Source organism: Pseudoxanthomonas helianthi, assembly GCF_017939625.1.
GTDB classification, from domain to species: domain Bacteria; phylum Pseudomonadota; class Gammaproteobacteria; order Xanthomonadales; family Xanthomonadaceae; genus Pseudoxanthomonas_A; species Pseudoxanthomonas_A helianthi.
On the sequence record NZ_JAGKTC010000002.1, the window covers coordinates 406,959 to 426,532 of the forward strand.

27 protein-coding genes are annotated in these 19,574 nt (G+C 67.6%); 11 read left to right on the plus strand and 16 right to left on the minus strand.

What is annotated here, in order from left to right; translation table 11 throughout:
- Positions 1 to 5 precede the first annotated feature (5 nt).
- From J5837_RS09535 to msrA, 3 genes are all read left to right on the plus strand, one after another.
- A complete protein-coding gene (locus J5837_RS09535; RefSeq protein WP_210536525.1) occupies positions 6 to 668 on the plus strand; it encodes a glutathione S-transferase in 663 nt (220 codons plus the stop codon).
- A 153-nt stretch (positions 669 to 821) separates the two neighbouring features.
- Complete coding sequence (locus J5837_RS09540) at positions 822 to 1,088, plus strand: putative signal transducing protein (protein ID WP_210536526.1); 267 nt, start codon at positions 822 to 824, stop codon at positions 1,086 to 1,088.
- A 12-nt stretch (positions 1,089 to 1,100) separates the two neighbouring features.
- Positions 1,101 to 1,763 carry a peptide-methionine (S)-S-oxide reductase MsrA gene (msrA, locus tag J5837_RS09545; protein ID WP_210536527.1) on the plus strand — a complete coding sequence of 221 codons (663 nt, stop codon included), beginning with the start codon at positions 1,101 to 1,103 and terminating at the stop codon, positions 1,761 to 1,763.
- A 57-nt stretch (positions 1,764 to 1,820) separates the two neighbouring features.
- Here msrA and J5837_RS09550 read toward each other — a convergent pair whose 3' ends face one another.
- The 4 genes from J5837_RS09550 to rnk form a co-directional block, all read right to left on the minus strand.
- Positions 1,821 to 2,285, minus strand: coding sequence for an REP-associated tyrosine transposase (locus tag J5837_RS09550; protein WP_210536528.1), 465 nt, complete (start codon positions 2,283 to 2,285; stop codon positions 1,821 to 1,823).
- A 119-nt stretch (positions 2,286 to 2,404) separates the two neighbouring features.
- Positions 2,405 to 3,055, minus strand: a complete 651-nt coding sequence (locus J5837_RS09555; protein ID WP_210536529.1) for a hypothetical protein — start codon at positions 3,053 to 3,055, stop codon at positions 2,405 to 2,407.
- A 13-nt stretch (positions 3,056 to 3,068) separates the two neighbouring features.
- Complete coding sequence (locus J5837_RS09560; RefSeq protein ID WP_210536530.1) at positions 3,069 to 4,034, minus strand: transaldolase; 966 nt, start codon at positions 4,032 to 4,034, stop codon at positions 3,069 to 3,071.
- 90 nt (positions 4,035 to 4,124) lie between these two features.
- Positions 4,125 to 4,556: a nucleoside diphosphate kinase regulator gene (gene rnk / locus J5837_RS09565; protein ID WP_210536531.1), complete on the minus strand. Its 432-nt coding sequence runs from the start codon at positions 4,554 to 4,556 to the stop codon at positions 4,125 to 4,127.
- A 190-nt stretch (positions 4,557 to 4,746) separates the two neighbouring features.
- Between rnk and J5837_RS09570 the strand changes: the two genes are divergently transcribed.
- Genes J5837_RS09570 through J5837_RS09590 form a run of 5 tightly spaced genes read left to right on the plus strand, consistent with a single transcriptional unit; the run spans position 4,747 to position 7,843 of the window.
- Positions 4,747 to 5,163: an ArsR/SmtB family transcription factor gene (locus J5837_RS09570; protein ID WP_210536532.1), complete on the plus strand. Its 417-nt coding sequence runs from the start codon at positions 4,747 to 4,749 to the stop codon at positions 5,161 to 5,163.
- On the plus strand, positions 5,160 to 5,696 hold the full coding sequence (locus J5837_RS09575) for an SRPBCC family protein (RefSeq protein ID WP_210536533.1): 537 nt from the start codon (positions 5,160 to 5,162) through the stop codon (positions 5,694 to 5,696). Before J5837_RS09570 ends, J5837_RS09575 begins: the two co-directional genes overlap by 4 nt.
- Positions 5,697 to 5,722: 26 nt before the next feature.
- On the plus strand, positions 5,723 to 6,166 hold the full coding sequence (locus tag J5837_RS09580; protein ID WP_210536534.1) for an SRPBCC family protein: 444 nt from the start codon (positions 5,723 to 5,725) through the stop codon (positions 6,164 to 6,166).
- A 34-nt stretch (positions 6,167 to 6,200) separates the two neighbouring features.
- The gene (locus J5837_RS09585; RefSeq protein ID WP_210536535.1) at positions 6,201 to 6,548 is read left to right on the plus strand and encodes a GFA family protein; all 348 of its coding nucleotides are present in this window, start codon (positions 6,201 to 6,203) and stop codon (positions 6,546 to 6,548) included.
- Between the two features lie 59 nt (positions 6,549 to 6,607).
- Positions 6,608 to 7,843: an MFS transporter gene (locus J5837_RS09590; protein ID WP_210536536.1), complete on the plus strand. Its 1,236-nt coding sequence runs from the start codon at positions 6,608 to 6,610 to the stop codon at positions 7,841 to 7,843.
- Between the two features lie 5 nt (positions 7,844 to 7,848).
- Here the strand turns inward: J5837_RS09590 and J5837_RS09595 are convergent, their stop codons facing one another.
- The 4 genes from J5837_RS09595 to ahpC all read right to left on the minus strand — a co-directional run bounded on the left by J5837_RS09595 (position 7,849) and on the right by ahpC (position 11,512).
- Positions 7,849 to 8,802: a LysR substrate-binding domain-containing protein gene (locus J5837_RS09595; protein WP_210536537.1), complete on the minus strand. Its 954-nt coding sequence runs from the start codon at positions 8,800 to 8,802 to the stop codon at positions 7,849 to 7,851.
- The gene (locus J5837_RS09600) at positions 8,799 to 9,221 is read right to left on the minus strand and encodes a VOC family protein (protein WP_210536538.1); all 423 of its coding nucleotides are present in this window, start codon (positions 9,219 to 9,221) and stop codon (positions 8,799 to 8,801) included. The genes J5837_RS09595 and J5837_RS09600 overlap by 4 nt, the downstream gene beginning before the upstream one ends.
- A 3-nt stretch (positions 9,222 to 9,224) precedes the next feature.
- Positions 9,225 to 10,808 carry an alkyl hydroperoxide reductase subunit F gene (gene ahpF / locus J5837_RS09605; protein WP_210536539.1) on the minus strand — a complete coding sequence of 528 codons (1,584 nt, stop codon included), beginning with the start codon at positions 10,806 to 10,808 and terminating at the stop codon, positions 9,225 to 9,227.
- Positions 10,809 to 10,948: 140 nt separating this feature from the next.
- On the minus strand, positions 10,949 to 11,512 hold the full coding sequence (gene ahpC, locus J5837_RS09610) for an alkyl hydroperoxide reductase subunit C (RefSeq protein WP_210536540.1): 564 nt from the start codon (positions 11,510 to 11,512) through the stop codon (positions 10,949 to 10,951).
- 140 nt (positions 11,513 to 11,652) lie between these two features.
- Between ahpC and prmC the strand changes: the two genes are divergently transcribed.
- Complete coding sequence (gene prmC / locus J5837_RS09615; protein WP_210536541.1) at positions 11,653 to 12,483, plus strand: peptide chain release factor N(5)-glutamine methyltransferase; 831 nt, start codon at positions 11,653 to 11,655, stop codon at positions 12,481 to 12,483.
- 96 nt (positions 12,484 to 12,579) lie between these two features.
- The gene (pip, locus tag J5837_RS09620) at positions 12,580 to 13,521 is read left to right on the plus strand and encodes a prolyl aminopeptidase (RefSeq protein WP_210536542.1); all 942 of its coding nucleotides are present in this window, start codon (positions 12,580 to 12,582) and stop codon (positions 13,519 to 13,521) included.
- Positions 13,522 to 13,550: 29 nt separating this feature from the next.
- Here pip and J5837_RS09625 read toward each other — a convergent pair whose 3' ends face one another.
- The 4 genes from J5837_RS09625 to J5837_RS16420 all read right to left on the minus strand — a co-directional run bounded on the left by J5837_RS09625 (position 13,551) and on the right by J5837_RS16420 (position 16,086).
- Positions 13,551 to 13,910, minus strand: coding sequence for a SpoIIAA family protein (locus J5837_RS09625; protein ID WP_210536543.1), 360 nt, complete (start codon positions 13,908 to 13,910; stop codon positions 13,551 to 13,553).
- Between the two features lie 103 nt (positions 13,911 to 14,013).
- The gene (locus tag J5837_RS09630) at positions 14,014 to 14,565 is read right to left on the minus strand and encodes an NUDIX hydrolase (RefSeq protein WP_210536544.1); all 552 of its coding nucleotides are present in this window, start codon (positions 14,563 to 14,565) and stop codon (positions 14,014 to 14,016) included.
- Between the two features lie 37 nt (positions 14,566 to 14,602).
- A complete protein-coding gene (locus J5837_RS09635) occupies positions 14,603 to 15,514 on the minus strand; it encodes a 5'-3' exonuclease (protein ID WP_425504836.1) in 912 nt (303 codons plus the stop codon).
- Positions 15,511 to 16,086 (minus strand): nitroreductase family protein, encoded by a 576-nt coding sequence (locus J5837_RS16420; RefSeq protein WP_244755854.1) that lies wholly within the window; start codon positions 16,084 to 16,086, stop codon positions 15,511 to 15,513. The genes J5837_RS09635 and J5837_RS16420 overlap by 4 nt, the downstream gene beginning before the upstream one ends.
- A gap of 84 nt (positions 16,087 to 16,170) precedes the next feature.
- On the opposite strand from J5837_RS16420, the gene J5837_RS09640 reads away from it, so the two are divergent.
- Positions 16,171 to 17,262, plus strand: coding sequence for an NAD(P) transhydrogenase subunit alpha (locus tag J5837_RS09640; RefSeq protein ID WP_210536546.1), 1,092 nt, complete (start codon positions 16,171 to 16,173; stop codon positions 17,260 to 17,262).
- Positions 17,263 to 17,746: 484 nt separating this feature from the next.
- On the opposite strand, the gene J5837_RS09645 is transcribed toward J5837_RS09640, so the two are convergent.
- The 4 genes from J5837_RS09645 to J5837_RS09660 are packed head-to-tail and all read right to left on the minus strand — an operon-like array spanning position 17,747 to position 19,467.
- Positions 17,747 to 18,205: a DUF3106 domain-containing protein gene (locus J5837_RS09645; RefSeq protein ID WP_210536547.1), complete on the minus strand. Its 459-nt coding sequence runs from the start codon at positions 18,203 to 18,205 to the stop codon at positions 17,747 to 17,749.
- Positions 18,206 to 18,208: 3 nt separating this feature from the next.
- Positions 18,209 to 18,565 carry a hypothetical protein gene (locus J5837_RS09650; protein ID WP_210536548.1) on the minus strand — a complete coding sequence of 119 codons (357 nt, stop codon included), beginning with the start codon at positions 18,563 to 18,565 and terminating at the stop codon, positions 18,209 to 18,211.
- A complete protein-coding gene (locus tag J5837_RS09655) occupies positions 18,562 to 19,128 on the minus strand; it encodes an RNA polymerase sigma factor (RefSeq protein WP_210536549.1) in 567 nt (188 codons plus the stop codon). Before J5837_RS09655 ends, J5837_RS09650 begins: the two co-directional genes overlap by 4 nt.
- Positions 19,129 to 19,131: 3 nt before the next feature.
- Complete coding sequence (locus tag J5837_RS09660) at positions 19,132 to 19,467, minus strand: hypothetical protein (RefSeq protein WP_210536551.1); 336 nt, start codon at positions 19,465 to 19,467, stop codon at positions 19,132 to 19,134.
- Positions 19,468 to 19,574: the final 107 nt, after the last annotated feature.

Sequence of the window (19,574 nt, forward strand, 5' to 3'; positions counted from 1 at the left end):
CCCGCATGAGCCGTCCGGTTTTGGTCATCGGCAACAAGAACTACTCGTCGTGGTCGCTGCGTCCGTGGCTGCTGCTGCGGCATTTCGGCGTGGATTTCGACGAGATCCGCCTGCCGCTGGACACGCCGGAGTTCCACGCCCGGATCAGGCAGTACTCGCCCACGGCGCGGGTGCCGGCGCTGGAGGACGGCGAACTGTCGCTGTGGGATTCGCTGGCGATCTGCGAATACGCCAACGAACGCTGGCTGGATGGGCGCGGCTGGCCCCGGGAGCAGGCCGCACGCGCGCTGGCACGGGTCGCGGCGGCGGAAATGCATTCGGGTTTCGTCGCCCTGCGCAGCCAGCTGCCGATGAACAGCCGTCGCCGGCCCGACGGTTATCGCTGGGACGACGCGGCGCAGCGCGACATCGACCGGATGCAGGCGTTGTGGGGCGAATTGCGCGGACGTTTCGGTGGCGAAGGCGGGTTCCTGTGCGGCGATTTCGGCATCGTCGACGCGATGTTCGCGCCGGTCGCGGTGCGCTTCGACGGCTATGGCGTGCCGGTAACTGGCCCAGCGGCCGATTACCTGCAGGCGCTGCTGGCCCTGCCGGCCTTGCGCGAATGGCGCGAGGCGGCCGCGGCCGAAACGGAAACCGTCGCGGCCACTGATGCCCTGCGCGCTTGAAAGCGTTGGACACGGATTTACGCGGGTAACCGCGGATAGAACGATTTTGCCATTCCTCCCCGGAATGGCACTCCATTGCGGGTTCTTGACCTTATCCGTGCGTATCCGCGTAAATCCGTGTCCAAACGGTTTTCCCGGCGTATGCTGCCGCCCATGCAGGTCGCCTACCGAGCCGAAAACCTGTTCGACGCCCATCTGGCCCGACACGCGCTGGAGGACGCCGGCATCCCCGCGTTCGTGTTCGGCGAATCGCTGCTGGGTGCGGGCGGCGAGTTGCCGCTGTTCGGCGTGCTGCGGGTCTGCGTGCCGGAGGCGGCGTGGCCGCAGGCGCGCGACGTGCTGCAGGCCGCGGGCTTGCTGGACGCCGCCATCGACCCCATCTCCGACGGTGCGGAAGACCCGGGACTGCTCCCGGCCTGAAAGGAGGTCCGCATGAGCGACCTGTTGGAAAAACTCGGCATCGGCGCCTTCAAGCAACGCCTGCCGCGCGAAGGCGAGGCATTGCCCGGCCGCGCCGAAGCGCTGCCGCTGCGCAACGTGCATTACGTCAACGGCCATCCGCTGCGCGGCGAATTCCCCGGCATGGAGACGCTGGACGTCGGCATGGGCTGCTTTTGGGGTGCCGAACGCAAGTTCTGGCAGCTGCCGGGCGTGTACGTCACCGCCGTGGGCTACCAGGGCGGGCAGACGCCCAATCCGACCTACGAGGAGGTCTGTTCGGGCCTGACCGGGCACACGGAAGTGGTGCGCGTGGTGTTCGATCCCGCGCAGGTATCCCTGGAGCAGGTGCTGCGCGCGTTCTGGGAGAACCATGACCCGACCCAGGGCATGCGCCAGGGCAACGACAGCGGCACGCAATACCGCTCCGCGATCTATTGCCACACCCAGGCGCAGTACGACGCCGCGCTCGCCAGCCGCGATGCCTACGCGCAGCGGCTGCGCGCCGCAGGTTACGGCGACATCACCACCGAGATCGTGTTCCCCGCGCCGCCGTTCTATTTCGCCGAGGACTACCACCAGCAATACCTGGCGAAGAATCCCGGCGGTTATTGCGGAATCGGCGGCACCGGGGTCAGTTGCCCGGTGGGACTGTAGGAGCGCCCCTGGGCGCGACCGCAGTTCTCCGATGCGTGGTAGTGCCCAAGGGTGCTCCTACAGCCAGATGGCGTTCCACCAGGGATAATCGCCGACACGACGAACCAAACCTGCGCGAATTGGATTGGCGACGATATAGCGTGCGACTGCCAGCATGTCATCGTCGTGCCGTAAGGCGCGGTCATGGTAAGCGTGAGCCCACAGACGACCTTGTCGTTTCAGCAAGCGATTGACTTCGTGTGAGCTAACCGATTTCAATCGAGCGACAGTGTCCGGCAGGGTTTCTCCTTCGCCCAATTGCAGCAGCCAATGTGCGTGGTCGGGCATCAGTACCCAAGCCAGAAGACGAGTGGCAGTCAGTCGGTTCCCGGCGTGGAAACAGCGGCAGGCAATGTCGGCGGCACGTGGATCTGCGAAAACTGGTTCGCGCGCGGACGTGACGGCGGTAACGAGGTATATGTGGTGTGCGAGGCTGACGCGGCCTTTGCGCAAGGCGCGGTGGCCGGGAGGAGTATTTGCCATGTCGGCAACATAGAACCGCGCGAGAGTCGTGACTGTCGGCGGACTTGGTCTGCCGAGGTAGGAAAAATCCGAGTCTCAGCCGCGATGATTAGGTCGCGCCCAGGGGCGCTCCTACTGGGCTATCGCATGCCCTGGCGGCTGATGGAACAGACGTAGACCACTTCGCAGGCCCCGGCGCCGCTGTCGTCGCGGCTCAACGAGCTGCGCCAGCGCCAGCCATCGCCGGCATCGGCCTGGACCAGCCAGCCGTCGATGCGCACGCGGTCGTCCTTGCGCACGTCGGCCAGGGCACGGGCGACCGTGTCGTCGGCTGGGATCATGTGCATGTTCGACGCGCTGCGGACGATCTCGGCCGGATCCAGCGGCGGCTGGTCTTCCCAGGAATAGCTGAAGAAGCGCACCGACTGGCTCAGCGACAGGCGCGACAGCGCGTCATCGTCGGCCATGCGTCCCCAGCCCAGGGCCAGGTCGGTCGGCGAAAGCTTCGCCTCGCGATCCCATGAATAGTCTTCGCGCGACAACACCCGCGCATCGACGCTGAAACCGGCCAACGGGGTCAGCGTCGCCGCCTGCAAGGCGAACGGCCGCAGCGACGCAGGCACGTCGCTTTGCAGCGGCGGAGCGCCGGCCGCGACTTGCGGCGGCGGCGGGCAGAACGAGTTGCCGGCGACGCCCGTCGGCGCATGCACCGGACGCGGCGAATACGGCGAGAACCACCAGCCGAGCAGGCCGAGCAGCAACCCGGCGAACAGCAGGCGGTTCAGGGTCACCGACGGATTCCGCTCAGGCCAGGCGCGCGGCGATGCTGTCGCGCAGGGCGTGCAGGTCCTTGGCGAAGATCTCGATGCCGGTGGACAGCTTTTCCTTCGCCATGGCGTCCGCGTCCAGCGCGGCGGCGTAGCCTGCGGCGGTGACGGGCGCGTAGTCGCCCGGGACCGCAGCGCCCGGGGTCAGCTTGCGCGGCAGTTCGCCGTGGTCGGCGTCGAGCTTTTCCAGCAGGTCGGGCGAAATGGTCAGGCGGTCGCAGCCGGCCAGCGCTTCGATCTGCGCGGTCGAACGGAACGACGCGCCCATCACCACCGTCGCGTGGCCGCGCTTCTTGAATTCGGCATAGACGCCGCGCACGAACTTCACGCCCGGATCTTCGTCGATGTTCGCGGGCACCTGGCCGTTGGCCACGTACCAGTCGAGGATGCGGCCGACGAAGGGCGAGATCAGGAACGCGCCGGCTTCCGCGCAGGCCAGCGCCTGCGCGGGGTTGAAGATCAGGGTCAGATTGCAGTCGATGCCCTCGGCCTGCAGCTGGCGCGCGGCTTCGACGCCTTCCCAGGTCGCCGCGACCTTGATCAGCACGCGATCCTTCGCCACGCCGCGTTCGGCGTACATGGCGATGAACTTGCGCGCCTTGGCCACGGTGGCGGCGGTGTCGTGGGCGAGGTCGGCGTCGACCTCGGTGGAAACGCGGCCGGGGATCAGCGCGCTGAGCATGGCGCCGACGCCGACGGTCAGGCGGTCGGCGACTTCGTTGACCACCGCGGCCCTGTCGCCGCCCTGGGCGCGCGCCCAGGCGAGTTCGCGTTCGATCAGTTCGGCGTACACCGGCAGGTCCAGCGCCTTCTTCACCAGCGTGGGGTTGGTCGTGCAATCGACCGGCTTGAGCCGCTTGATCGCGTCGTAATCGCCGGTGTCGGCGACGACCACGGACAGTTCGCGCAGTTGCTGGAGCTTGGAGGGGGCGGATGCGTTCATGCGTTCGGAGAAGTGGAGGGAACGGGATGCACAAGTATGCCCTGTCCCGTGGCGCGGATCGGCCACGGAAAAGTGCTTTCTGCGTGCGGATCAGCGGTGCAGGTCGCCGCTGGCTTCGGGTTGGTAGTCGATTCCGGTCACGCGCAGGCGCAGGGCACGGCCGCCCGGCGCGTTCCAGTCGATGCTCTGGCCGACCGACAGGCCGAGCAGGGCGCTGCCGACGGGGGCCAGCACGGAGACGCGGCCTTTCTCGACTTCGGCTTCGTTCGGATAGACCAGGGTCAGGCGATGGATTTCGCCGGAAAGTTCGTCGCGGCATTCCACCCGCGAATGCATCGTCACCACGTCGCCGGGCATGTCTTCCGGCGCGCGCACCTCGGCGCGGTTGAGTTCGTCCATCAACGCGAGGGCGGCGGGGTGGCGGCGCAGCACCGGCGTGTCCAGCAGGGCTTCCAGCCGGGCGAAGTCGCGGCTGGAAACGATCAACGAAGGCGGCAGGCCGCTGACGGGAAGGGTCGACATGGGAGGTTCCTCTTGTTTTTGATGGGCGCAGAAAAGGAAACGGGCGACGCGTCGCCGCGCCGCCCATCGGATTCCTGATTTGCAGGGCAACCGTAGCCCGGTTGTGCGCCCGGTTCAAGCCGGGGCTGAACGGCGAAAAATATTCAACCAAACCGTTGACAATCGTCCGGGCCGGCGTATATTCAACCTTATGGTTGACAAATACCCGAATCGCCGCGACGCCCAGCTGCTCGACAGCGTGTTCCACGCCCTGGCCGATCCCACCCGGCGCGCGATGCTGAACGACCTGGCCGCAGGCCCATGCACGGTCGGCGAGCTGGCCGCGCCGTTCGACATCTCGCTGGCCGGCGCGTCCAAGCACATCCAGGTGCTGGAACGCGCCGGACTGATCCAGCGCGAAGTGCAGGGACGCGTGCATACCTGCCGGCTCGACGCGCGGCCGCTGCACATGGGCGCGGAATGGATGCGCCACTACGAACGCTTCTGGACCCGCAAGCTCGACGCCCTCGAAGCCCTGCTCAAGGCCGAGGACGCCGCCACCAAGCCCGCCGACGGACGCACGGCCAAGCCGGCGCGCAAACCCCGCAACCCACGGAGCAAGCCATGAACATCGCCATCACCCCCGAAGCCGATTACGGCACCGTGACCGCGCCCGGCACCGTGCGCATCCAGCGCCTGCTGCCCGGCCCGATCGAACGCATCTGGTCCTACCTCACCGACGGCGAGTTGCGCCGGCAATGGCTGGCCGCGGGCGACATGTCGCCGCAGGCCGGTTCGTCGTTCGAACTGGTCTGGCGCAACGACGAGCTGACCGATCCGCCCGGCAACAAGCCGGCGAATTTCGGCGAAGAACACCGGATGCAAAGCCGCATCGTCGAATTCGATCCGCCGCGCCGGCTGGTGTTCACCTGGGGCGACAGCGGCAAGGTCGCCTTCGACCTCGAGCGCCACGGCGACAAGGTCATGCTGACCGTGCTGCACGAAGGCATCTCCGACCGCAACAACATGCTGATGATCGGCGCCGGCTGGCACATGCACATCAACGTGCTGGAAGCGCGCGTCGGCGGGCGCGAGACCGAGCCGTTCTGGGACGGCTGGCAGCGCCTGCGCGGCGAATACGAGCGGCGCCTGTCGGCCTGATCGATCGAATACCCGGAGAACAATCCATGGTCGATATCCTGCATCGGGTCGGCATCGTGTCGGCCCCGGAATCCGTTTACGCCGCGCTGACCACGCAACGCGGCCTGTCCGGCTGGTGGACGGACCAGGTGGACGGCGAGGGCGCCGTCGGCGACACCGTGCACTTCCGGTTCGGCGAGCACGGCTTCTTCGACATGGAGGTGCTGGAAGCCGTGCCGGGCAAGCGCGCGCTGTGGCGGGTCGTCGATGGCCCGCAGGAATGGATCGGTACCCAGGTGTCGTGGGACCTGCGCCGCGAAGGCGACTACACCATCGTCTTGCTCAGGCATGCAGGCTGGAAGGAGCCGGTCGAGTTCATGCATCACTGCAGCACCAAGTGGGCGGTGTTCCTGCTCAGCCTGAAACAGCTGGTCGAAACCGGGAAAGGCAGGCCGTACCCGGACGACGTGAAGATCGACGACTGGAACTGAACCTGGCCCCCGCACCAACCCATCGAGGCGGAACATGAAATACCAAGGCAGTTGTCATTGCGGGCGTATCGCATTCGAGGTCGAAGGCGAACTGGGCGAGGTCGTGGCCTGCAATTGCTCCATTTGCCAGCGCAAGGGCGTGCTGATGTGGTTCGTGCCGCGAGGGCAGATGCAACTGCTTGCCGGCGCGGACGCGATGCGCACCTACACCTTCAACCGGCATGCGGTACGGCATCGCTTCTGCCCGGACTGCGGCATCCATCCGTTCCTCGAAGCCGAAGTCTCCGATGGGCGGGAAATGACGGCGATCAACGTCCGTTGCCTCGAGGGCGTCGACTTGGCGTCGCTGCCGGTCCGGCATTTCGACGGGCGCGCGCTCTAGCTGTCGATTCCGGGCGCGTTGGTTCGTCGAGGAAACGAATTCCCCAGGAAATCGCCGACATGCACCGAGTTCCCACTCCCGCTTACCTGGCCACCGACCGCAACTGGCCGCTGGTCGCCGCCGGCGCCCTGATGGGCTGCGTCGGCGTGGGCGTGCTGTTCGCTCTGGCCGTGCTGCTGACGCCGATGAGCGCCGCCACCGGATGGTCGCGCGCCGGCCTGTCCAGCGCGATGACCCTCGCCTTCCTCGCGATGGGCCTGGGCGGTTTTCTGTGGGGCATGCTGAGCGACCGTTTCGGGCCGCGCGTGTGCGTGCTGGCCGGTTCGATCCTGCTCGGGCTGGCCTGCGTGCTGGCCAGCCATGCCGGCAGCCTGCTGCAGTTCCAGCTCGCCTACGGCGTGCTGATGGGACTGTCGGTCGCCAGCTTCTTCGCCCCGGTGATCGCGGCCGCCGCGTCGTCGTTCGAAAAGCGTCGCAACCTGGCGATATCGCTGGTGTCCGCGGGCGTCGGCGTGGCGCCGATGACGATTTCGCCGCTGGTGGCGTGGCTGGTGACCCAGCACGACTGGCGCACCGTGCTGCAGATCGTCGGCGTGCTGGCCTGGGCGCTGACCTTGCCGGCGGTGTGGTTCGTGCGCACGGCGCCGATCGAAGCGCATGCGGGTGGCGAAACCGCCGGCGGCAACGGCATGGGCTTGGCCCAGGCGGTACGCTCGCGTGCGTTCATCGTGCTGGCGCTGGCGTTCTTCGCCTGCTGCGCGGCGCACTCCGGGCCGATCTTCCACACGGTCAGCTACGCGGTCGGTTGCGGCCTGCCGATGACCGCCGCGGTGACCATCTACAGCATGGAAGGCGCGGCTGGCCTCGGCGGTCGTTTGTTATGTGGCGTGCTGGCCGACAAGTGGGGCGCGAAGCCGGTGCTGGTCGCCGGTCTGGTGGTGCAAGCACTGGCGGCCGCGGCGTATTTGCTGGCAGATAGGTTGGGAAGTTTCTACGCGGTGGCGATCGTGTTCGGCATGGCCTACGGCGGCACCATGCCGCTGTACGCGTCGCTGGCGCGCGATGCCTTCGCGCCGCGGATCCTCGGCGGCGTGCTCGGTGCGGCGACGATGCTGTCCAGCCTAGGCATGGCGCTGGGCCCGCTGTTCGGCGGCTGGCTGTACGATCGCTTCGGCAGCTATGCCTGGCTGTATCTCGGCTCGATGATCATCGGCCTGGCCGCGGCGGGTATCGCACTGCTGTTCCCGGGCAGGCGCCCGCCGGCCGGCGGTATGCCGGCGCTGCAGCCGGGCTGAGCCGATCAGGCGCGCTTCGCGGGCGCCGGCTTGGGTTGGCGCGGCACGGCGTCGAACTGCGGCGAAAACAGTTCGTCCGGCAATTGCTTGAACACTTCCGCCAGCTTCAACAGGAAACCGTGCATCGCCGAACTCTTGCGCCACAGCATGGCGATGCGGCGGCTGGGATGCGAATCGCTGAAGCCGAGCAGGTGGATGTTGTCCGAACGCGCCACCGGCGGCTTCACCGCCAGGGTCGGCAGCAGGGTGATGCCGACATCGGCGGCGACCATCTGCCGCAAGGTCTCCAGGCTCGTCGCGCGGAATTCGGATTTTTCGTTGGCACCGGAGAGGCGGCATACTTCCAGCGCCTGTTCGCGCAGGCAATGACCGTCTTCCAGCAGCAGCAGTTTCTGGTCCGACAATTCGTCGAGCTTCAGCGCATCGCGCCGCGCCAGCGGATGGGTTTCCGGCACCGCCAGCAGGAACGGTTCCTCGAACAGGAATTCCGCATGCAGTTGGTCGTCGTGCACCGGCAGGGCGAGCAGGCCGGCGTCGAGGCGGCCTTCGCGCAGGCGCGACAGCAGCACTTCGCTCTTTTCCTCGACCAGGAGCAGCTCCAGTTGCGGGAAGCGCTCGCGGATGAGAGGCACCACGTGCGGCAGCAGGTACGGGCCGAGCGTGGGGAAGATGCCCAACCGCACGGTGCCGGCTTCCGGATCCTGGCTGCGGCGCGCCGCTTCCTTCATCTGCTCGACTTCAGCGACGATGCGCCGCGCGCGCTCGGCGGCATCGCGGCCGGCAGGCGTGAGCATCACCTTGCGCGGCGCGCGCTCGACCAGCGACACGCCGAGTTCCTCCTCGAGCTTGCGGATCTGGGTCGACAGCGTCGGCTGGCTGACGAAACTGGCCGCGGCGGCCTTGCCGAAATGCTTGTGGTCGGCCAGGGCAACGAGGTACTTCAGGTCGCGCAGGTTCATGCGGGTCCCTTCAGTTCGAGGGTGTTGCCGTCGGGGTCGTGGAAGTACAGCGAAGGGCCGTCGCCCTCGGCGCCGAAATTGATGCTGGCGGGCCCTTGCGCTGCGACGCCATGCGCGGCGAGGTGGGCGACGATGGCGGCTTCATCGAACGGCTCGATGCGCAGGCAGACGTGGTCTACGTTGCGCGCCTCGTCGCCCGCGGCCGCGCCGCCGCGTCGGCCGAGTTTCCCGTCGACCGAAACCAGGTCGATCATCGACGCGCCCGCCCGCAGGTGGCGCAGCCCGAGGTCGTCGCGGCGGCGTTCGACCGCGCAGCCGAGAACGTCGCGGTAGAACGCCTCGGCACGGTCGAGGTCGCGCACGCGCAGCACCACGTGGTCGAGGCGCTGGACGGCAAACGGGCGCGACGCGGCGGCCATGGTTCAGGCCGCCTTCGCTGCGGACTCGGCGGGGGCCGAGTGGCGAATCAGGAAATCGAAGGCCGACAGCGCGGCGGTCGAACCGGCGCCCATCGCAACGACTATCTGCTTGAACGGCTCGGTAGTCGCGTCGCCGGCGGCGAACACGCCCGGCACGCTGGTGTGGCCGCGGTCGTCGATGACGATCTCGCCGCGCGGACTCAGTTCCACCGTGCCCTTCAGCCATTCGCTGTTCGGCAGCAGGCCGATCTGCACGAACACGCCGGCCAGCTCGACCTCGTGCGATTCGCCGCTGCTGCGGTCGGTGTAGCGCAGCGCCCGCAGCTTGCTGCCGTCGCCGCGCATTTCGATGGTCTGCGCGTTCACGTGCACGGTCGCGTTGGGCAGGCTGCGCAGCTTGCGCTGCAGCACTTCGTCGGCGCGCAACTTGCCGTCGAACTCGAGCAGGGTGACGTGGTCGACGATGCCGGCAAGGTCGATGGCCGCTTCCACGCCGGAGTTGCCGCCGCCGATCACCGCGACCTTCTTGCCCTTGAACAGCGGGCCGTCGCAGTGCGGGCAGTAGGTCACGCCCTTGTTGCGGTGCTCGGTTTCGCCGGGCACGCCGGTCTGGCGCCAGCGCGCGCCCGGCGACAGGATCACCGTCTTCGCGCGCAGGGTCGCGCCGCTTTCCAGTTCGACGCCGATCAGCCCGCCCTCGCGCGCGGCCGGGTGCAGGGCCTTGGCGCGCTGCGCGGTGATCAGCTCGACATCGTAGTTGCGCACGTGCGCCTCCAGCGATGCGGCCAGCTTCGGGCCTTCGGTGTATTCGACCGAAGGGAAGTTCTCGATGGCCATCGTGTCCAGCACCTGGCCGCCGAAACGCTCGGTGACGATGCCGGTGCGGATGCCCTTGCGCGCGGCATAGATCGCCGCCGCCGCACCCGCCGGGCCGCCGCCGACGACCAGCACGTCGAACGGCGCAGCGTCCTTCAGCGCTTCGGCCGCGCGCGCCGCCGCGCCGGTGTCGAGCTTGGCGAGGACCTGTTCGATGCTCATGCGGCCAGCGTCGAATTCGGCGCCGTTGAGGTAGATGGTCGGCACCGACAGGATCTGCTTGGCTTCGACTTCGGCCTGGAACAGCGCGCCATCGATGGCCACGTGGCGGATGCGCGGGTTCAGCACGCTCATCGCGTTCAGCGTCTGCACCGTGTCCGGGCAGCTCTGGCAATGCAGCGACATGTAGGTTTCGAACACGAAATCGCCGTCGAGCTCGCGCACCTGCCGGGCCAGCGCGTCGTCGATCTTCACCGGATGGCCGCCGACCTGCAGCAGGGCCAGCACCAGCGAGGTGAATTCATGGCCGAGCGGGATGCCGGCAAAGCCGACCGCGATGTCGGTACCGGCGCGGCGGATCAGGAACGAGGGCTTGCGCGCGTCGTTGCCGCTCGCGCGGGAGATCTTCGGCGACAGCGAAGCGATGTCGGCGAGCAGGCCATCGAGTTCGCGCGAAGCGTCCGAATCGTCGAGCGAGGCGACCAGTTCGATCGGCTGCTGCAGCTTCTCGAGGTAGGCGGCGAGTTGGGTCTTGAGGTCGGCATCCAACATGGTGGGCTCCTGTTTGCGGGCAGGCGTTGCCGCTCGGCAACGCGGGTGCAGAGGCGGAATGGAGAAGGCTGGGGTCAGGGCGGCGTCGCGCCGCCCTCAGCCCAACCCCCTCCCGTTCGGGAAGGGGTGGGTGGTCCGGCTTAGATCTTGCCGACCAGGTCCAGCGACGGCTTGATCGTCTGCGCGCCTTCCTTCCACTTCGCCGGGCACACTTCGCCCGGGTGGCTGGCGACGAACTGGGCAGCCTTCAGCTTGCGCAGCGTCTCGGTGACGTCGCGCGCGATGGCGTTGTCGTGGATTTCCAGGGTCTTGATCACGCCGTTCGGATCGATCACGAAGGTGCCGCGCAGGGCCAGGCCTTCCTCGTCGATGTGCACGTCGAACGCGCGGGTCAGCTGGTGGGTCGGATCGCCGACCAGCGGGAACTGGGCCTTGCCCACGGCCGGCGAGGTTTCGTGCCACACCTTGTGCGAGAAGTGCGTGTCGGTGGTGACGATGTAGACCTCGGCGTTGGCCTTCTGGAACTCGGCGTAATGCTCGGCCGCGTCCTCGACCTCGGTCGGGCAGTTGAAGGTGAAGGCGGCGGGCATGAAGATCACGACCGACCACTTGCCCTTCAGGCTCTCGTCGGTCACTTCGATGAACTTGCCGTTGTGGAAGGCCTGGGCCTTGAAGGGTTTGACTTGGGTGTTGATCAGGGACATCGCGGATCCTCGAGGTTGGAGGGAGGGGTGGGAAACTGCAGCCATACTAGGTTGGCCCGATAGATATCTCAAATTGATTGATGGGATTGGATAGATAGATGATGCCTATCGAGCCGATTTCCAAGCCCTGCACCGGATATATGACCCGCATTGCCGAATTGTTGCGTGAAGCCACCGTCGACCAGCCCGCCGAGGCCCGTTTCGACGCGGAAACCCTGCTCGGCCACGTCCTGGGCCGCGATCGCGCCTGGCTGTTCGCCCATGCGGGCGATGCGGTGGAGGACGCTGCGGCCGGGCGTTTCGCCGGGCTGTGGCGCCGCCGCCAGGCCGGTGAGCCGGTCGCCTACCTGACCGGCCGGCGCGGTTTCTGGACGCTCGACCTCGCGGTGAGCCCGGCTACGCTGGTGCCGCGCCCGGAAACCGAGTTGCTGGTCGAGCTGGCCCTGGCTCGCCTGTCGGCCGGGGCGCCCTCGCGGGTCGCCGATCTCGGCACCGGCAGCGGGGCCATCGCCTTGGCCATCGCCAGCGAACGCCCGCAAGCGCAGGTCGTCGCCACCGACGCCAGCGCGGACGCGCTGGCCGTGGCCCAGGCCAACGCGGGCGAAAACCGGTTGGCCAACGTCGCTTTCCGCCACGGCTCGTGGTTCGCGCCGTTGGCCGGCGAGGTGTTCGACCTGATCGCCAGCAATCCGCCGTACATCGCCGAGGGCGATCCGCACCTGCGCGAGGGCAGCCTGCCGCACGAGCCGGCGGCGGCGTTGTCGTCGGGGCGCGATGGCCTGGATGCGATCCGGGAAATCGTTGCGGACGCGCCTGCGCACCTGCGCGCGGGCGGCTGGCTGCTGCTGGAGCATGGACTCGACCAAGGCGCGGCGATCCGCGAGTTGTTGGCGGCGGCCGGTTTCATCGAAATCGCCACGGAAGCCGACCTCGAGGGTCGCGATCGCGTCACCCTTGGTCGCATTCCGTAGGAGCGCCCGTGGGCGCGACCGGGCTTTCTCGTGAAAGCGTCGTCGCGCCCAGGGGCGCTCCTACAATAGACGGACAGATTTCACCCGAGGACCACCATGCGCACGCTCTATCCCGCCATCGAACCCTACGACACCGGCACGCTGGCCGTGGACGAGCGCCACACCTTGTACTACGAACAGTGCGGCAACCCGAAGGGCAAGCCGGTGGTGTTGTTGCACGGCGGCCCCGGGGCCGGTTGCAGCGAGAAGATGCGCTGCTTCCACGATCCGAACAAATACCGCATCGTTCTGTTCGACCAGCGCGGCAGCGGGCGTTCGACCCCGCACGCGGACCTGGTCGGCAACACCACCTGGGACCTCGTCGCCGATATCGAGAAACTGCGCGAGAAGCTCGGCATCGAGCGCTGGCAGGTATTCGGCGGCTCCTGGGGTTCGACCCTGGCGCTGGCCTACGCCGAAACCCATCCGCAACGCGTCACCGAACTGGTGCTGCGCGGGATCTTCATGCTGCGTCGCTGGGAACTGGAGTGGTTCTACCAGGAAGGCGCCAACCGCCTGTTCCCGGATGCGTGGGAGCACTACCTCGCCGCGATCCCGCCGGTGGAACGCCACGACCTGATCTCCGCGTTCCATCGCCGCCTGACCTCCGGCGACGAAGCCGTGCGCCTGGCCGCGGCACGCGCGTGGAGCGTATGGGAAGGCGCGACTTCGTTCCTGCACGTGGACGACGATTTCATCAGCGGCCACGAGGATCCGAAGTTCGCCCTGGCCTTCGCCCGCATCGAGAACCACTACTTCGTCAACGGCGGTTTCTTCGAAGCGGACGACCAGTTGCTGCGCGACGCGCATCGCATCGCCGACATCCCCGGCGTGATCGTGCATGGCCGCTACGACGTGGTCTGCCCGATCCAGAACGCATGGGACCTGCACAAGGCCTGGCCGAAGGCGCAGCTGCATGTCAGCCCGGCCTCGGGCCATTCGGCGTTCGAGGCGGAGAACGTCGATGCGCTGGTGCGGGCGACCGACGGTTTCGCGTAAGGCCCGAGCCTTCCCGGGAAGCAGGGCGCTCAGCTGGCGATCCAGGCCCGCGCCGCTTCCCGATCGGCGGTGGCGAACGCCTTGACTTCGATGCCGGGCGCCATGGCGTGGCCGAGCGGGGTGATCTTGCGTATCCAGGCCTCGTCGGTGACCACCGCTTCGCGTTCAATATCGCGCCAGTGGCGCATGGCCAGGCGCAGGTCGTCGAACACCGCTTCCGGGGTCACGCCTTCGAAACGCGGCATTTCGGCGTAGATGCGCACCTTGGCATGCCGGCGCAACTTGTCTTCCAGGCTCGCGGAAATGGCGTCGAGGGTTTCGCCGCGCAGCTTGCCGGTGATGCGGAAGCCGACAACATTGTCGGCATCGAAGGGAATGGTTTCGATCATGGCGTCCTCGCTGCGTTGACGATGCCGGTACTCCGCCACAGGACGGGGGAAGTCGGCGTCAAGCGAACGCTGCGCGGGCGTTAAGCGCGGATCCCGGGAAGGATCACTCGCGCGGCGTGCCGTCGAGATTGTGGTCGATCATCCATAGTCCCGCCCACAGCTTCGCGTCGAGTTCGTAGCCTTCGCCCATCTTGCGCGCCAGCCACGCCGCGGCTTCGCTGCGCGGTATTTCGTGCACGGTGATGTCCTCGCTGCCGTCGCCGCCGCCCGGGCCGACCTTGCGCAGGCCGGTGGCGCGGACGAAGGCGACGCGTTCGTTGCTCATGCCCGACGAGGTCGGGCCGGTCATCAGCAGTTCGGCGCGCTCTGCGGTCCAGCCGGTTTCCTCTTCCAGTTCGCGGATCGCGGATTGCTCGATGCTTTCGCCCGCATGGATGTCGCCGACCAGGCCGGCCGGCATTTCGATGGTCGGTGCCTGCAGCGGCACGCGGAACTGTTCGACGAACACGACCTTGTCGTCCGGCGTCACCGCGACGATGATCGCGGCCAGGCCGCCGGCATGGGTGCGTTCGGCGTATTCCCAGGTGCCGCGCACCTGCATGCGCAGATAGCGGCCGTCGTACACGGTTTTCGCGGGTGCGGTCTTCGGGTTCATGCCGCCATGGTAACTGCAGGCGGATGACAGGCGTTCGCTACAGCGCGGCTTCCTGCAGGCGCCGGCGGGTCATCGGGCCGAAGCGCAATGCCTCGGACAAGCCGTCGAGCATGCCGGCGTCCGCGCCGTTGCGGCGGAAATCGGCTTCGGCCTCGTGCAACGGCGCGTCCAGCGCGATGGTGGTCAGTTGGCGCCACAGCAGGGCCTGTTCGCGCTGCTCGCGCAGGCGCGCGGCCATCTGCGCGGCGCCGCGCAGGCGCAGGAACTGCACTTCGTCGACCCGCGCCAGCAGCGTATCCAGGTCGCCGAAATGCGCCAGCAGGACGGCGGCCGACTTGCTGCCGATGCCGCTGATTCCGGGGATGTTGTCGACCGCGTCGCCGCACAGGGCCAGGTAGTCGGCGATCTGCCGCGCTTCGACGCCATGGCGCGCCTTGACTCCGGACTGGCCCCAGCGCTGGTTGCGGGCGAAATCCCATTGCTCGTCGTGCTCGTACAGCAGCTGCGACAGGTCCTTGTCCGCCGACACGATCACCCCGCGGAAGCCGCGCGGGCGCAGCGCGTGGAGGGCGCTGCCGATCAGGTCGTCGGCTTCGTAATCGTGGTGCGCCAGCACGTTGAGGCCCAACGCAGCGCACAGCGCCTTGCAATGGCGGAACTGGCGCCTGAGTTCCTCCGGCGCGGCTTCGCGGTTGGCCTTGTACGCGGGATACAGGCGGTTGCGGAAGCAACTGTCCAGCGCTTCGTCGAAAGCCACGGCGATGTGTTGCGGGCGTTCCCTTTCCAGCAGTTCCAGCAGGAAACGGGCGAAGCCGTGCACCGCATTGGTCGGCCAGCCTTCCGCGTCGTGGAATTCGTCCGGCATCGAATGCCAGGCACGGAACACGTAAAGGCTGGCGTCGATCAGGTGCAGGGTCGGCTTGACTGCCGGCAGCGGGGCCGCGCTCACGGCGCGAAGTCGCTCAGCAGCGCCGCGGGGTCCGGACGCTCGCGTTCGGGCGCATCGAGCTTCGGCGTGCCGATATGGATGAAGCCGACGACCTTCTCGTGTTCGCTTACGCCCAGCCGTTCGTGGATGACTTCGTCGTAGGCCGCCCAACCGGTCAGCCATTGCGCGCCGAAGCCCAGCGCCTGCGCGGCTTGCAGCAAGGCGAAACACACGCTGCCGGCGCTGAGCAGTTGCTCCTGTTCCGGCACCTTGTGGCCGGGCGTCAGTCGCGCGATTACGGCGATGATCAGCGGCGCATGGGTGAAGCGCCCGCGTTCCTTGTCCAGCGCGGCTTCGGAGGCGTTGGGTTCGCGTTGCAGCGTGCGCTGCACCAGCCACTCGCCCAGCGTGTGGCGCGCGTCGCCGGCAATGCGCAGGAAGCGGAACGGCACCAGCTTGCCGTGGTCGGGCACCCGCACCGCGGCCTGCAGCATGCGTTGCAGGGTGGCGTCGTCGGGGCCGGGTTCGCCGAGTTGTTTGGAGGGCACCGAGCGGCGCCGATCCAGCGCCTCGAGTAGGGGAAGGTCGCTCATGCAACCAGTTTACCGGCTGGCGCGAGCTGGCGCCGCCGGGCTTTGCTAGCATCGGCGGCGATGACCGATCCGGCGAGGGCCCCCATGGCAGTCGAAGTGCTGGTGTTGAAGGAAACCGCGGCGGGCGAGCGCCGCGTCGCGGCCACGCCGGAAACGGTGAAGAAACTGGCCGCAACCGGCGCCAGCGTGCGCATCGAGGCCGGCGCGGGGCTTTCCGCCGGCTTCACCGACCGGGCCTATGCCGATGCCGGCGCGAAGATCGCCGAAGGCGATGCGCGCGGCAGCGCCGACCTGGTGCTGTGCGTGCAACCGCCGGACGCGGCGGCGATCGGCCAGCTGAAACCTGGCGCCACGCTGGTCGGCGTGCTGCAACCGCAGGGCGACGCTGCGCGCGGCGAAGCGATCAAGGCGCAAGGGCTCACGGCATTTCCGTTGGAAAGATTGCCGCGCACGACCCGTGCGCAGGCGATGGATGTGCTCAGCTCGCAGGCCGGCATGGCCGGCTACAAGGCGGTGCTGATCGCCGCGCAACTGGCGCCGCGCTTCTTCCCGATGCTGACCACCGCGGCCGGCACCATCCGGCCGTCGAAGGTGCTGATCGTCGGCGCCGGCGTGGCGGGATTGCAGGCCATCGCCACGGCCAAGCGCCTCGGCGCGGCGGTGGAAGGCTTCGATGTGCGTCCGGAAACGCGCGAGCAGATCGAATCGCTGGGCGGCAAGTTCCTCGACCTGGGCGTCAGTGCGGCGGGCGAGGGCGGTTATGCGCGCCAGCTGACCGACGAGGAACGCGCGCTGCAGCAGCAGCGCCTCGCCGACCACCTGAAGGGCATCGACGTGGTGGTCTGCACCGCGGCGGTGCCGGGCCGTCCGGCGCCGAAGATCATCAGCCGGACGATGGTCGAAGGGATGAAGCCGGGCAGCGTTATCGTGGACCTGGCGGCGGAAACCGGGGGCAACTGCGAGGTGACCGTGCCGGGGGAGAACGTCGAGCATGGCAACGTGCTCGTTTCCGGTCCGTTGAACCTGGCCAGCATGGGCGCAGTGCACGCGAGCGAGATGTACGCGCGCAACGTGTTCAATTTTGTTTCGCTGTTCCTCAAGGATGGGGCGGTGAACTTCGATTGGGGCGATGAGTTGTTGGCGAAGACGGTTTGGCCGGAGCGCGCCGGCCAGTAGTCCGGCGCATGGCGAGACTTGTCTGCAAATCGTGCGGAGCAGATATCGGCGCCTTGCGCGTCATCTCGTGTTGGCCGTCCCGAATAAGGTGCAGGCGATGTTCGGCCAGGCATCGCATCAGCCATGCGGGGGTCGTGGGGGCCGTTTATCTGCTGGCGTTCGTGGCGCTTGTGCTTGGAATCAAGATGTTCGCCGATCGCTTCGAGGTCAGACACGGAACTACGGTTTCCGTCGGGCCGATTCAGAGTGTTCTCGAATTCGGTGCGCCCTTCCTCGCCCTAGCGATAGTCGGCCCGATTTACGCATGGGTTCTTGGCCGCTACTTTCCTTTGCGGCTTGATCCTAGCAAGTAGGATGGGTGGAGCGTAGCGATACCCATCATCAAAGTGTCCGCGAGTGGATTGATGGGTATCGCCTTCGGCTCCACCCATCCTACCTAAGCTGCCCAAGCAAAAACCGCCGGAAATCCGTCGGTTTTTGCATTTCAATTCCTCGGCGGCGGCGGGATTGGTGGCATGTCGTCCTGCTTGGACGCATTCTTGTCCATCCACTCGCGCCGCTGTTCCGGCGTCATCTTGCCCCACTGATTGCGGAGCTGCTGGCGTTGCTCCGGCGTCATCCCGCGCATCTTGAAGAACAGGGCGCGTGCCTCGCGGCGCTGCTCGGGACCCATGTGCTCGAAGCGGCGCATGCCCTTGCGCGCCTGCTGGCGCTGTTCCGGCGTCATCGACTTCCAGCGGTTGGCGTGCTCGAACATGCGCGCGCGTTCTTCCGGCGAACTGTTCCAGCGATCGCGCATCGGCGAGATCAGGGTTTCGCGCTGCTGCGGCGTCAGCTTGTCCCATTCGGGCAGGTTCCCTGCTGGCGCGGCCTGCGCCAGTGCGTTGCCGCACAACAGGCCCAGCGCAAGCAAAAAGGAAAGGCGGATGTTCGTCTTGTTCATGGCTTACTCCGAGGCCAGGCGCTGCCCTTCGGCAGAAGCCAGCCACACGTACAGATCGGGGTTTTCGTCCAGCGAGGTGGAATAGTCGGAAGTGGCGGAGGCCGACGCGACCGGTTGCGCGGGCGCCACCGGGGTGGAAGTGCGTGGCACGAACTGCACACCGATGGCCACCGCGAACACCGCGGAGAACGCGGTCGCGGCGATCCAGCGCCAGGCGTGGCCCGGACGCGCGGGTTGGGCGGCGGCCTGGCGCGCGGCACGCAACTTCGCCAGCGTCTGCGGCGAAATGCTGGCCAGCGCCGTCGCGTGCAACTGTTTTGCGCGGCGGTCGAAGGCGTCGTTGTCGTGGATGTCGCTCACCGGAATTCCTCCAGCTGTTTCTGCAAAGCGTCGCGCGCGCGCGACAGATGGGTTTTCACCGAGCCTTCCGAGCAGCCCATGATCCGCGCGGTGTCGGCCACGTCCAGCTCTTCCAGCACGCGCAGGGTGAAGGCCTCGCGCTGGCGCGCGGGCAACGCGCGCAACGCCTGGGTCAGGCGCGCGTAGGCCTCGCGCTGATCGTGCGCCTGCGACGGCCCCACGCCGGGATCGGCCCAGTCGACCAGGCTGTCTTCGCTGCGTTCGCTGGGCGGGGCGAGCCAGCGCAGGCGGAAGCTGCTGCGCCGCTGCACGTCGACGATCTTGCGCCGCAGGATGCTCCAGAACAGCGGGGTCCATTCGGCGGCGGGGCGCTCGCGATAGGCCAGCATCTTCATCATCGCATCCTGCACCGCGTCGAGCGCGTCGTCGCGGCTGCGCAGGCCCGCTTCGGCGAAGCGGAACGCGCGCGTGCCGATTTCGGCCAGGAACTGTTCCAGCGACGCCGCCAGGCGGGGCGGCGCCGGGTTTTCAAGTTCCGGGCTGGCGACGGGATTCACCAGCAAAGCTTAGCTCCTGCGATCCCAGCGCCGGTCGAAGCGGTCGCCGCGACGATCCCAGCGGGCTTCGGCACGTTCGCCCTTGCGGTCCAGGCGGCGGTCGATGCGCTCGCCGCGCGCGTCGAGTCGCTGGGCCAGGTGGAAACGGCCATGGGCTGCGGCGACCGCGGCGCGCCGGTCGTAGCGGGCTTCGATGCGGTCGCCACGGGCGTCGAGCCGGTGCTCGATGCGTTCGCCCTTGCGATCGAGGCGATGGTCGACGCGGTCGCCGAAATCCCTGGCGGCGGCGCTGCCGGCGACGCCGAGCAGCAGGATGGTCAAGCCGAGCAATGAACGGTGTCGCATGGCGGTCTCCTCTTCTCGTGGCGGGGGCGGTGTTGCGAGGGTGAAAACGCCCGCGGAACGTTGCGGTTGACACCTTTCCTCGATTTCCCGACGGGTTCAGCCGCGGT